The 12707-nt window shown below is 50.5% G+C and carries 13 protein-coding genes and 1 other annotated feature; of the genes, 9 read left to right on the forward strand and 4 right to left on the reverse strand.

Going from position 1 to position 12707, the window contains the following annotated elements; translation table 11 throughout:
- Positions 1 to 12 precede the first annotated feature (12 nt).
- Positions 13 to 837 carry an SDR family oxidoreductase gene (locus tag FC814_RS06065; protein WP_000754742.1) on the reverse strand — a complete coding sequence of 275 codons (825 nt, stop codon included), beginning with the start codon at positions 835 to 837 and terminating at the stop codon, positions 13 to 15.
- Positions 838 to 1263: 426 nt separating this feature from the next.
- Between FC814_RS06065 and hisL the strand changes: the two genes are divergently transcribed.
- The 9 genes from hisL to hisIE all read left to right on the forward strand — a co-directional run bounded on the left by hisL (position 1264) and on the right by hisIE (position 8493).
- On the forward strand, positions 1264 to 1314 hold the full coding sequence (hisL, locus tag FC814_RS06070) for a his operon leader peptide (RefSeq protein ID WP_001364200.1): 51 nt from the start codon (positions 1264 to 1266) through the stop codon (positions 1312 to 1314).
- Positions 1290 to 1413: a sequence feature (His leader region), on the forward strand. (Overlaps the previous gene by 25 nt.)
- A gap of 46 nt (positions 1414 to 1459) precedes the next feature.
- Positions 1460 to 2359, forward strand: a complete 900-nt coding sequence (gene hisG, locus FC814_RS06075; protein ID WP_000131781.1) for an ATP phosphoribosyltransferase — start codon at positions 1460 to 1462, stop codon at positions 2357 to 2359.
- A 5-nt stretch (positions 2360 to 2364) separates the two neighbouring features.
- Entirely contained in the window at positions 2365 to 3669 is a 1305-nt protein-coding gene (gene hisD / locus FC814_RS06080; protein WP_000009583.1) for a histidinol dehydrogenase, read from the forward strand.
- Positions 3666 to 4736 (forward strand): histidinol-phosphate transaminase, encoded by a 1071-nt coding sequence (gene hisC, locus FC814_RS06085; protein WP_000108967.1) that lies wholly within the window; start codon positions 3666 to 3668, stop codon positions 4734 to 4736. Before hisD ends, hisC begins: the two co-directional genes overlap by 4 nt.
- On the forward strand, positions 4736 to 5803 hold the full coding sequence (hisB, locus tag FC814_RS06090) for a bifunctional histidinol-phosphatase/imidazoleglycerol-phosphate dehydratase HisB (protein WP_000080099.1): 1068 nt from the start codon (positions 4736 to 4738) through the stop codon (positions 5801 to 5803). The genes hisC and hisB overlap by 1 nt, the downstream gene beginning before the upstream one ends.
- Positions 5803 to 6393: an imidazole glycerol phosphate synthase subunit HisH gene (gene hisH, locus FC814_RS06095; RefSeq protein WP_137325656.1), complete on the forward strand. Its 591-nt coding sequence runs from the start codon at positions 5803 to 5805 to the stop codon at positions 6391 to 6393. Before hisB ends, hisH begins: the two co-directional genes overlap by 1 nt.
- A complete protein-coding gene (hisA, locus tag FC814_RS06100) occupies positions 6393 to 7130 on the forward strand; it encodes a 1-(5-phosphoribosyl)-5-[(5-phosphoribosylamino)methylideneamino]imidazole-4-carboxamide isomerase (RefSeq protein WP_137325657.1) in 738 nt (245 codons plus the stop codon). The genes hisH and hisA overlap by 1 nt, the downstream gene beginning before the upstream one ends.
- Positions 7112 to 7888 carry an imidazole glycerol phosphate synthase subunit HisF gene (gene hisF / locus FC814_RS06105; RefSeq protein WP_000880156.1) on the forward strand — a complete coding sequence of 259 codons (777 nt, stop codon included), beginning with the start codon at positions 7112 to 7114 and terminating at the stop codon, positions 7886 to 7888. Before hisA ends, hisF begins: the two co-directional genes overlap by 19 nt.
- Complete coding sequence (hisIE, locus tag FC814_RS06110) at positions 7882 to 8493, forward strand: bifunctional phosphoribosyl-AMP cyclohydrolase/phosphoribosyl-ATP diphosphatase HisIE (protein WP_137325658.1); 612 nt, start codon at positions 7882 to 7884, stop codon at positions 8491 to 8493. Before hisF ends, hisIE begins: the two co-directional genes overlap by 7 nt.
- Positions 8494 to 8588: 95 nt before the next feature.
- On the opposite strand, the gene wzzB is transcribed toward hisIE, so the two are convergent.
- The 3 genes from wzzB to gndA all read right to left on the reverse strand — a co-directional run bounded on the left by wzzB (position 8589) and on the right by gndA (position 12530).
- Positions 8589 to 9566 (reverse strand): LPS O-antigen chain length determinant protein WzzB, encoded by a 978-nt coding sequence (wzzB, locus tag FC814_RS06120; RefSeq protein ID WP_024165188.1) that lies wholly within the window; start codon positions 9564 to 9566, stop codon positions 8589 to 8591.
- A gap of 145 nt (positions 9567 to 9711) precedes the next feature.
- Entirely contained in the window at positions 9712 to 10878 is a 1167-nt protein-coding gene (gene ugd / locus FC814_RS06125) for a UDP-glucose 6-dehydrogenase (RefSeq protein ID WP_000704838.1), read from the reverse strand.
- A 245-nt stretch (positions 10879 to 11123) separates the two neighbouring features.
- Positions 11124 to 12530, reverse strand: coding sequence for an NADP-dependent phosphogluconate dehydrogenase (gndA, locus tag FC814_RS06130; RefSeq protein WP_105279385.1), 1407 nt, complete (start codon positions 12528 to 12530; stop codon positions 11124 to 11126).
- Between the last annotated feature and the right edge of the window lie 177 nt (positions 12531 to 12707).

Consider the following 12707-nt stretch of genomic DNA (forward strand, 5'->3'; position numbering starts at 1 on the left):
TGGCGTGATCGTTTACTCCAGCGGCATTACCAGCGGATCGGGATACTGGTATTCAAATCCCAGTTCATTGCAAATCCGACTGCCATCAATAATTTTACCCTTACCGCTGTCCAGACTGTTTCTGAACTGCGGGGGTTCCAGCCCCAGTAAACGAGCCATCTGTGGGTAGAAAACATTGCGCGCAGGGTGAGCTGGCGCACATATATTATAGATGTGTCCGCCTTTAGGTGCCTGTAACAACAGGGTGATAGCGCCAATAACATCTTCCTGGTGGACTAAATTAACACCGTGTTCACCGTCAGGCGCGGTTTTTCCGGCAAAGAAGCGTCCGGGATGGCGCCCTGGTCCGACCAGCCCCGCAAGACGCAGAATATCGACCGAAGTACCGGGTAAATTGTGCAGCCAGTCTTCGAGTTCTTCTAATACTCGTCCACTGTTGGTCACCGGATTACGCGGGGTAGTTTCTTTCACAGTGCCTTGTGCATCGCCATAGACAGACGTTGAGCTGGTAAAAATAATGCGAGGAATACGATGAGCCAGCGCGCTATCCACCAGCTCTTGCACAGCTTGTAAATAGAACTCATCGCCGGGGCCACTGCGACGTGCAGGAAGCGTAATGACCAGCGCATCGGCATCCATCAGGGCATCCAGATCGTCAGAATCACAAACTAACTCAGGCTCCATGCGAAGCAGATAGCTATCAATCCCGCTCATTCGGGCCGCTTCGACGCCATCTTGTGTGGTTTTACTCCCGGTGACCTGCCAGCCTCGCGCTGAAAGTGACATCGCCAGCGGCATACCTAACCACCCTAACCCGACAATTGCGACCTTTTTCATCCGTTTTCTCCTGATACACCTTAGATCTATAAGGCTACGCTAGCGTATCAAAACTGACAATTCATTCTATGAATGAAATCGAAACTGTTAGCAAATATACAATTGCCTGATGCGCTCCGCTTATCAGTCCTACAAAAACATCAATATATTGAATTTAGGCAACATTTGTAGACCAGATAAGGCATTCACGCCGCATCCGGCAGGAACAAAGCCCACTTTAGTTACAGAACACAATGTTCTTGAGGGTTTTAAAGACATATTTTCACGATTACTTTTTTAACGTAGCCACTCCTGGCCCCCTCCTTTCCCCGCTCATTCATTAAACAAATCCATCGCCATAAAATATATAAAAAAGCCCTTGCTTTCTAACGTGAAAGTGGTTTAGGTTAAAAGGCATCAGTTGAATAAACATTCACAGAGAATTTTATGACACGCGTTCAATTTAAACACCACCATCATCACCATCATCCTGACTAGTCTTTCAGGCGATGTGTGCTGGAAGACATTCAGATCTTCCAGTGGTGCATGAACGCATGAGAAAGCCCCCGGAAGATCGCCTTCCGGGGGCTTTTTTATTGCGTGGTTGATACCGATTCAGACAGGTTTAAAGAGGAAGAAGAAAATGACAGACAACACTCGTTTACGCATAGCTATGCAGAAATCCGGCCGTTTAAGTGATGACTCGCGCGAATTACTGGCGCGCTGTGGCATTAAAATTAATCTTCACACCCAGCGCCTGATCGCAATGGCTGAAAACATGCCGATTGATATTCTGCGCGTGCGTGACGACGACATTCCCGGTCTGGTAATGGACGGCGTAGTAGACCTTGGGATTATCGGCGAAAACGTGCTGGAAGAAGAACTGCTTAACCGCCGCGCCCAGGGTGAAGATCCGCGCTACTTTACCCTGCGTCGTCTGGATTTCGGCGGCTGCCGCCTTTCGCTGGCAACGCCGGTTGATGAAGCCTGGGACGGCCCGCTCTCCTTAAACGGTAAACGTATTGCCACCTCTTATCCTCACCTGCTCAAACGTTATCTCGACCAGAAAGGTATCTCTTTTAAATCCTGCTTACTGAACGGTTCTGTCGAAGTCGCCCCGCGCGCCGGACTGGCGGATGCGATTTGCGATCTGGTTTCCACCGGTGCCACGCTGGAAGCCAACGGCCTGCGCGAAGTCGAAGTTATCTACCGCTCGAAAGCCTGCCTGATCCAGCGCGATGGCGAAATGGAAGAATCCAAACAGCAACTGATCGACAAACTGCTAACCCGTATTCAGGGCGTGATCCAGGCGCGCGAATCGAAATACATCATGATGCACGCACCGACCGAACGTCTGGATGACGTCATCGCCCTGCTACCTGGCGCAGAACGCCCGACTATTCTGCCGCTGGCGGGTGACCAACAGCGCGTAGCAATGCACATGGTTAGTAGCGAAACCCTGTTCTGGGAAACCATGGAAAAACTGAAGGAACTGGGCGCCAGCTCGATTCTGGTTCTGCCAATTGAGAAGATGATGGAGTAATAGCCATGAGCTTTAACACAATCATTGACTGGAATAGCTGTACTGCGGAGCAAAAACGCCAACTGTTAATGCGCCCGGCGATCTCCGCCTCTGAAAGCATCACCCGTACCGTCCGTGAAATTTTAGATAACGTGAAAACTCGCGGCGATGACGCCTTACGGGAATACAGCGCGAAGTTTGATAAAACCACGGTTACCGCGCTGAAAGTAACTACTGAGGAAATTGCCGCAGCCTGCGAACGCCTGAGCGACGACCTGAAACAGGCGATGGCTGTGGCAGTAAAGAATATTGAAACCTTCCACACTGCGCAAAAACTGCCTCCGGTAGATGTCGAGACTCAACCAGGCGTGCGTTGCCAGCAGGTCACGCGCCCGGTGGCTTCGGTTGGTTTGTATATTCCTGGCGGCTCCGCCCCGCTTTTCTCAACCGTATTAATGCTGGCGACTCCGGCGCGTATTGCGGGTTGCAATAAAGTCGTGCTGTGCTCACCGCCGCCGATTGCCGATGAGATCCTCTACGCAGCGCAGCTGTGCGGCGTACAAGAAGTGTTTAACGTCGGTGGCGCGCAGGCCATTGCCGCACTGGCGTTTGGTACTGAATCCGTGCCAAAAGTGGACAAAATCTTCGGGCCGGGTAACGCCTTTGTCACCGAAGCAAAACGTCAGGTTAGCCAGCGTCTGGACGGTGCGGCGATCGATATGCCCGCAGGCCCGTCGGAAGTGCTGGTCATTGCCGACAGCGGCGCAACACCGGATTTTGTCGCTTCTGATTTACTCTCCCAGGCAGAACACGGCCCGGATTCACAGGTGATTTTGCTGACGCCCGATGCTGATATGGCGCGTCGCGTTGCCGAAGCCGTCGAACGTCAGTTGGCAGAACTGCCGCGTGCCGAAACCGCACGTCAGGCACTGAGCGCCAGTCGCCTGATCGTGACCAACGATTTAGCGCAGTGCATAGAGATCTCCAACCAGTACGGCCCGGAGCACCTGATCATTCAGACCCGCAACGCCCGTGAACTGGTCGATAGCATCACCAGTGCCGGTTCGGTATTTCTTGGTGACTGGTCACCGGAATCGGCGGGCGACTACGCCTCCGGCACCAATCACGTGCTACCGACTTACGGTTATACCGCCACCTGTTCCAGCCTCGGCCTGGCGGATTTCCAGAAGCGTATGACCGTGCAAGAACTGTCAAAAGAAGGGTTTTCCGCGCTAGCTTCGACCATTGAAACGCTGGCCGCCGCCGAGCGCCTGACCGCCCACAAAAATGCCGTTACTTTGCGTGTTAACGCCCTTAAGGAGCAAGCATGAGCACCGTGACTATTACCGATTTAGCGCGTGAAAATGTTCGCAACCTGACGCCGTATCAGTCGGCACGTCGTCTGGGTGGTAACGGCGATGTCTGGCTGAACGCCAACGAATATCCCACAGCCGTCGAGTTTCAGCTAACACAGCAAACGCTCAACCGCTACCCGGAATGTCAGCCGAAAGCGGTCATTGAAAATTATGCGCAGTATGCAGGCGTGAAACCGGAGCAGGTGCTGGTCAGCCGTGGCGCGGACGAAGGTATTGAACTGCTGATTCGCGCTTTTTGTGAACCAGGGAAAGACGCCATTCTCTATTGCCCGCCAACTTACGGCATGTACAGCGTCAGCGCCGAAACCATTGGCGTCGAGTGCCGTACCGTACCTACGCTGGAAAACTGGCAACTGGACTTGCAGGGGATTTCCGACAAGCTGGACGGCGTGAAAGTGGTCTACGTTTGCAGCCCCAACAACCCAACCGGGCAACTGATCAACCCGCAGGATTTTCGCACGTTGCTGGAGTTAACGCGCGGTAAAGCCATTGTGGTCGCCGATGAAGCTTATATTGAATTTTGCCCACAGGCATCGTTGGCTGGCTGGTTGGCGGAATATCCGCACCTGGCTATTTTGCGCACCCTTTCGAAAGCCTTCGCTCTGGCGGGTCTTCGTTGCGGGTTTACGCTGGCAAACGAAGAAGTCATCAACCTGTTAATGAAAGTGATCGCCCCCTACCCGCTCTCGACGCCGGTTGCCGACATTGCCGCACAGGCGTTAAGTCCGCAGGGAATCGTCGCCATGCGCGAACGGGTGGCGCAAATTATTGCAGAACGCGAATACCTGATTGCCGCGCTAAAAGAAATTCCCTGCGTGGAGCAGGTTTTCGACTCCGAAACCAACTACATTCTGGCGCGCTTTAAAGCCTCCAGCGCGGTGTTTAAATCTTTGTGGGATCAGGGCATTATCTTACGTGATCAGAATAAACAACCCTCTTTAAGCGGCTGCCTGCGAATTACCGTCGGAACCCGTGAAGAAAGCCAGCGCGTCATTGACGCCTTACGTGCGGAGCAAGTTTGATGAGTCAGAAGTATCTTTTTATCGATCGCGATGGAACCCTGATTAGCGAGCCGCCGAGTGATTTTCAGGTGGACCGTTTTGACAAACTCGCCTTTGAACCAGGCGTGATCCCGGAACTGCTGAAGCTGCAAAAAGCGGGCTATAAACTGGTGATGATCACCAACCAGGATGGTCTGGGGACGCAAAGTTTCCCGCAGGCGGATTTCGATGGCCCGCACAACCTGATGATGCAGATCTTCACCTCACAAGGCGTTCAGTTTGATGAAGTGCTGATTTGTCCACACCTGCCCGCAGATGAGTGCGACTGCCGTAAACCGAAAGTAAAACTGGTGGAGCGTTACCTGGCTGAACAAGCAATGGATCGTGCCAACAGTTATGTGATTGGCGATCGCGCGACCGATATTCAACTCGCAGAAAACATGGGCATTAATGGTTTACGCTACAACCGCGAAACCCTGAACTGGCCGATGATTGGCGAGCAACTCACCAAACGTGATCGTTACGCTCACGTGGTACGCAACACCAAAGAGACGCAGATTGACGTTCAGGTGTGGCTGGATCGCGAAGGCGGCAGCAAAATTAACACCGGCGTTGGCTTCTTTGATCACATGCTGGATCAGATCGCCACCCACGGCGGCTTCCGTATGGAAATCAACGTCAAAGGCGACCTCTATATTGACGATCACCACACCGTCGAAGATACCGGCCTGGCGCTGGGCGAAGCGTTAAAAATCGCCCTCGGCGACAAACGCGGTATTTGCCGCTTCGGTTTTGTGCTGCCGATGGACGAATGCCTTGCCCGCTGCGCGCTGGATATCTCTGGTCGCCCACACCTGGAATATAAAGCCGAATTTACCTACCAGCGCGTGGGCGATCTCAGCACTGAAATGATCGAGCACTTCTTCCGTTCACTCTCTTACACCATGGGCGTGACCCTGCACCTGAAAACCAAAGGTAAAAACGATCATCACCGTGTAGAGAGCTTGTTCAAAGCCTTTGGTCGCACCCTGCGCCAGGCCATCCGCGTGGAAGGCGACACCTTACCCTCGTCGAAAGGAGTGTTGTAATGAACGTGGTGATCCTTGATACCGGCTGCGCCAACCTGAACTCGGTGAAGTCTGCTATTGCGCGTCACGGCTATGAACCGAAAGTCAGCCGTGACCCGGACGTAGTGTTGCTGGCCGATAAACTGTTTTTACCCGGCGTCGGCACAGCACAAGCGGCGATGGATCAGGTGCGTGAGCGTGAACTGTTTGATCTCATCAAAGCCTGTACTCAACCGGTGTTGGGCATCTGCTTAGGGATGCAACTGCTGGGACGACGCAGCGAAGAGAGCAACGGCGTCGATTTGCTGGGCATCATCGACGAGGATGTGCCGAAAATGACCGACTTTGGTCTGCCGCTGCCGCATATGGGCTGGAATCGCGTTTACCCGCAGACGGGCAACCGTCTGTTTCAGGGAATTGAAGACGGCGCTTACTTTTACTTTGTTCACAGCTACGCGATGCCGGTCAATCCGTGGACCATCGCCCAATGTAATTACGGCGAACCGTTCACCGCTGCGGTGCAAAAAGATAACTTCTACGGCGTGCAGTTCCACCCGGAGCGTTCTGGTGCCGCTGGCGCTAAGTTGCTGAAAAACTTCCTGGAGATGTAATGATTATTCCGGCATTAGATTTAATCGACGGCACCGTGGTGCGTCTCCATCAGGGCGATTACGGCAAGCAGCGTGATTACGGTAACGACCCGCTGCCACGCTTACAGGATTACGCCGCGCAGGGTGCCGAAGTGCTGCATCTGGTGGATCTGACCGGGGCAAAAGATCCGGCTAAACGCCAAATCCCCCTGATTAAAACGCTGGTCGCGGGCGTTAACGTTCCGGTGCAGGTTGGCGGCGGCGTGCGTAGCGAAGAAGACGTGGCAGCATTACTGGACGCAGGCGTTGCCCGCGTGGTCGTCGGCTCCACTGCGGTAAAATCACCTGACGTGGTGAAAGGATGGTTTGAACGCTTCGGTGCCGATGCGCTGGTGCTGGCGCTGGATGTACGCATTGACGAGCAAGGCAACAAACAGGTGGCAGTGAGCGGCTGGCAAGAAAACTCGGGCGTTTCACTGGAACAACTGGTGGAAACCTATCTGCCCGTCGGCCTGAAACATGTACTGTGTACCGATATCTCGCGCGACGGCACGCTGACAGGTTCTAACGTCTCTTTATATGAAGAAGTGTGCGCCAGATATCCGCAGGTGGCATTTCAGTCCTCCGGCGGCATTGGCGACATTGATGATGTCGCGGCTCTGCGTGGTACTGGTGTGCGCGGCGTAATAGTTGGTCGGGCATTACTGGAAGGTAAATTTACCGTGAAGGAGGCCATCGCATGTTGGCAAAACGCATAATTCCGTGTCTCGACGTTCGTGATGGTCAGGTGGTGAAAGGCGTACAGTTTCGCAACCATGAAATCATTGGCGATATTGTACCGCTGGCAAAACGCTACGCCGAAGAAGGCGCTGACGAACTGGTGTTCTACGATATTACCGCCTCCAGCGATGGACGTGTGGTAGATAAAAGCTGGGTATCTCGCGTGGCGGAAGTGATCGATATTCCCTTCTGCGTTGCTGGCGGGATTAAGTCTCTGGATGACGCTGCGAAAATTCTTTCCTTTGGCGCTGATAAAATCTCCATCAACTCCCCTGCGCTGGCGGACCCGACATTAATTACTCGTCTGGCCGATCGCTTTGGCGTGCAGTGTATTGTGGTCGGCATTGACACCTGGTACGACGCCGAAACCGGTAAATATCATGTGAATCAATATACCGGCGATGAAAGCCGCACCCGCGTTACCCAGTGGGAAACGCTCGACTGGGTACAGGAAGTGCAAAAACGCGGTGCCGGAGAAATCGTTCTTAATATGATGAATCAGGATGGCGTGCGTAACGGTTACGATCTCGAGCAGCTGAAAAAAGTGCGTGAAGTTTGCCACGTCCCGCTGATTGCCTCCGGTGGCGCGGGCACTATGGAACACTTCCTCGAAGCCTTCCGCGATGCCGACGTTGACGGCGCGCTGGCTGCTTCCGTATTCCACAAACAAATAATCAATATTGGTGAATTAAAAGCGTACCTGGCAACACAGGGCGTGGAGATCAGGATATGTTAACAGAACAACAACGTCGCGAACTGGACTGGGAAAAAACCGACGGGATGATGCCGGTAATTGTGCAACACGCGGTATCCGGCGAAGTGTTAATGCTGGGCTACATGAACCCGGAAGCTCTGGATAAAACCATAGAAAGCGGCAAAGTTACCTTCTTCTCGCGCACTAAACAGCGACTGTGGACCAAAGGCGAAACGTCAGGCAATTTCCTCAACGTAGTGAGCATTGCGCCGGACTGCGACAACGACACACTACTGGTGCTGGCGAATCCCATCGGCCCAACCTGCCACAAAGGCACCAACAGCTGCTTCGGCGACACCGCTCACCAGTGGCTGTTCCTGTATCAACTGGAACAACTGCTCGCCGAGCGCAAATCTGCCGATCCGGAAACCTCCTACACTGCCAAACTGTATGCCAGTGGCACCAAGCGTATCGCACAGAAAGTGGGTGAAGAAGGTGTGGAAACCGCACTGGCAGCAACGGTACATGACCGCTTTGAGCTGACCAACGAGGCATCGGATTTGATGTATCACCTGCTGGTGCTGTTGCAGGATCAGGATCTGGATTTAACGACGGTGATTGAGAACTTACGCAAGCGGCATCAGTGAATTGGGGCTGACTGGATGTAATGTTGCCATCGCATCGGCAACAAAAAACGGGCACGGTGTCATCACCCTGCCCGTTTTCTTTAAAGCTAAAAAGATTATTTCGCGTTGTAATTGCGCAGCGCATTACGCCCAAGCACAATCCCCGCGCCAACCATACCACCCAACAGCACAGCCAGAATCAAGGTGATGGCCTTTTTCGGGCTATCGCGACGAATTGGCAGTGTGGGTTTCATAACGTAACGGTAGGCATGAATATCAAGATCATCAACCTTCAGACTTTCGATATCTAGCAGGTTTTGACGAGTCTGATAGTAGCCAGGCGAGAAAACCAGCGGACGGGTCGCTTCATGCTTGATCATCGACTCCAGCGCATCACTTCCCAGAAGGAACAACGTATCCTGCGTTACGTCTTCGGTCTGTTGAATTTGCGGCTTTGCCAACTGCGCCTGATTCGCATATTGCAACGCTTCCTGAATCTGGCGGATACGCAGATCTTTTTGCTCCTGCGCCACCACTTCCTGCGTTTTCAAAGAGTCTTTCAGGTTTTTCATACCCAAAGCAATATTATCTTTCAGGTCCTTTTCCAGCTCTTTATTCACCTGGTCATCAACCTGTTGAATATATTCAGCCAGCTTCTTCTGTGCGTCCGCCGCAGTCTGCCCGACATAAGAAACAGCTAACGGTAACGGCTGGTTTTTAACAGAAGGCTCAATGGTCAGTTTTTCTGGTTCTTCCTGATTATCCAGCGTTTCAGCTAATGCAGAGAAGGCAGAACTGAAGCGACCAATTAACGCCTCCTGTAAATCCGACACTTTCGGTGCAGCCGGACCATAGATAACATTCATGGCATTGTTATAACCAGCAATTTGCCCCACATCTGGCTGAGTAATAATGGCTGTCGACGTCCATTTCTCTTTCGCTACCGCCAGATATCCGATAGCCAGAGCGATTGCCACAATAACAGTGATGAAGATGGTCACCTTCCCACGCCACAACTGCATCAGTAAATCAATTAAATCAATCTGTTCCGGGTCATGGTTATGCCCAGGAATATTATTATTTTCAACTCTCATCATTACCCTAACAGACGGAAAATTTCAGGTCGCCATAGTTTAGCGATAATTTGCATGAATGCTATAGGAGTAACAATAAAAATACTGAATTAATCCACAAACATTAAATGACGTGCGTACAGAAAACCATCATGATAACAATAGGTTAGTCACTACCGAAAAGATCACGGGTATAGACCTTATTTGCTACATCCTTAAGCTCTTCAGACATACGATTAGAAATGATGACATCAGCCTGTTGCTTAAACGTTGTGAGGTCACGTTCCAGTCGCGAGTTGAAGAACGATTCTTCCTTCATCACTGGTTCATAAATGATAACTTCAACACCCTTAGCTTTGATCCGCTTCATAATCCCCTGAATGGACGAAGCGCGGAAGTTATCCGAACCACTCTTCATAATCAGACGATATATTCCAACTACTTTAGGTTTGCGCGACAAGATAGCATCAGCGATGAAGTCTTTCCGGGTACGATTAGCCTCAACGATGGCGGAGATAATATTATTGGGAACAGACTGATAGTTTGCCAACAGCTGCTTAGTATCTTTCGGTAGACAGTAGCCACCGTAACCAAATGATGGATTGTTGTAGTGGTTGCCGATGCGCGGATCAAGACAAACGCCTTCAATAATTTGACGGGTGTTCAATCCTAAACTTTCTGCATAACTATCCAGTTCGTTAAAGTACGCCACACGCATCGCGAGATAGGTATTAGCAAAAAGTTTAATTGCTTCAGCTTCTGTTGAATCAGTAAACAGGGTCGGAATATTTTGTTTGATTGCCCCTTCTTGTAATAACGCGGCAAAACGCTCTGCACGTTCAGAACGTTCGCCGATCACGATACGAGAAGGATGAAGATTATCGTAAAGGGCTTTACCTTCGCGAAGGAATTCGGGGGAGAAAATAATATTTTCGGTGTGGTATTTCTTATGCATAGCGGCGGTAAAACCTACCGGAACCGTGGATTTGATAACCATTACCGCCTGGGGATTTATCTCTGTTACATCTTTAATTACTGATTCTACGCTGGATGTATTGAAATAATTAGTTTTAGGATCATAGTCAGTCGGAGTTGCGATAATCACATAATCTGTATTCCGGTAGGCTTCATTTTTATCTAAAGTGGCATTAAAGCATATTTTATCTGATTGCAAATACTGCTGAATCTCCTTGTCAACAATAGGAGATATCCTATCATTCAGCATTGCGACGCGTGCTGGTAAAATATCTAATGCTACAACCTCATGATTTTGTGCGATTAAAAGCCCATTTGAAAGGCCTACATAACCAGTACCGGAAATGGTGATTTTCATTTCATGCTCTCAGAATTAACTTAACTATGAATCATGATGTTTTTAGCATCCTGATAAGAGTTAAAAGTTTTAACGCTACGATGATGACTGGTCAACGCAACGAAAAACAATTCAGATTTTCTTTATAAGGATAGCTAATATTTATTAAGTTAATATTAAGCAATGAAATTTAGTCTATAAGATTTATGGCAAAAAAAAGCCCAGCGATAAATGCCGGGCCTTAGTTTATTACTGATTAAATCAGATTAATCCAACCATTCGGTGTGGAATACACCTTCTTTATCAATGCGTTTATAAGTATGCGCACCGAAATAGTCACGCTGTGCCTGGATCAGATTCGCAGGCAGTACCGCAGCACGGTAGCTGTCGTAATAGGCAACCGCAGCGGCGAAGGTCGGAACCGGGATACCGTTCTGTACCGCATAGGCTACTACATCACGCAGAGCTTGCTGGTAATCGTCGGCGATTTTCTTGAAGTACGGCGCTAACAGCAAGTTAGCGATCTTCGGATTTTCAGCGTAAGCATCAGTGATTTTCTGCAGGAACTGAGCGCGGATGATACAGCCAGCACGGAAGATCTTCGCGATTTCACCATAGTTCAGATCCCAGTTGTACTCTTCAGACGCGGCACGTAGCTGTGAGAAGCCCTGAGCGTAAGAAACAATCTTACCCAGATAAAGCGCACGACGAACTTTCTCAATGAATTCAGCTTTGTCGCCTGCAGGTTGTGCTTGCGGGCCGGACAGTACTTTAGACGCCGCAACACGCTGCTCTTTGAGAGAAGAGATGTAACGAGCAAACACTGATTCAGTGATCAGTGACAGAGGCTCACCGAGATCCAGTGCGCTCTGGCTGGTCCACTTACCAGTACCTTTGTTAGCTGCCTCATCCAGAATCACATCGACCAGGTAGTTACCGTCTTCATCTTTTTTAGTGAAGATATCTTTAGTGATGTCGATCAGGTAGCTGCTCAGCTCACCGTTATTCCACTCGGTGAAAGTATGAGCCAGTTCTTCGTTGGAAAGGTTCAGGCCACCTTTCAGCAGAGAATAGGCTTCCGCAATCAGCTGCATATCGCCGTATTCAATACCGTTGTGAACCATTTTTACGTAGTGACCTGCACCATCGGCACCAATATAGGTAACACACGGTTCGCCATCTTCAGCTACGGCAGCAATTTTGGTGAGGATTGGCGCAACCAGTTCATAGGCTTCTTTCTGACCACCAGGCATGATGGAAGGCCCTTTCAGCGCGCCCTCTTCTCCACCGGAAACACCAGTACCGATGAAATTAAAACCTTCTGCGGAAAGCTCACGGTTGCGACGAATGGTGTCCTGGAAGAAAGTATTACCACCATCAATGATGATGTCGCCTTTATCGAGGTATGGTTTCAGGGAATCAATAGCAGCATCCGTGCCTGCACCTGCTTTCACCATTAACAGGATGCGACGAGGCGTTTCAAGAGATTCAACAAACTCTTTCACCGTATAGTAAGGAACCAGTTTTTTGCCTGGATTTTCAGCAATCACTTCTTCCGTCTTCTCACGGGAACGGTTGAAAATAGAGACGGTATAACCACGGCTTTCGATGTTGAGCGCAAGGTTGCGCCCCATCACTGCCATACCGACGACGCCAATCTGTTGCTTTGACATTGTTTACTCCTGTCAGGGGTGGTCACCGCGGGGTTGCGCGGCTTGAAATATGAAACAGATGTTAACTCAAGTTACATATATGTGTGTAGTGCTGTATATCATAGTCATCCCAACAAACTGTTTATATCTGTTGGTTGTTAAGTGTTGAGCATACCCTCGTTTGCATACATTGTTACA

This window comes from Escherichia sp. MR (genome assembly GCF_005280595.1).
Taxonomy (GTDB): Bacteria; Pseudomonadota; Gammaproteobacteria; order Enterobacterales; family Enterobacteriaceae; genus Escherichia; species Escherichia ruysiae.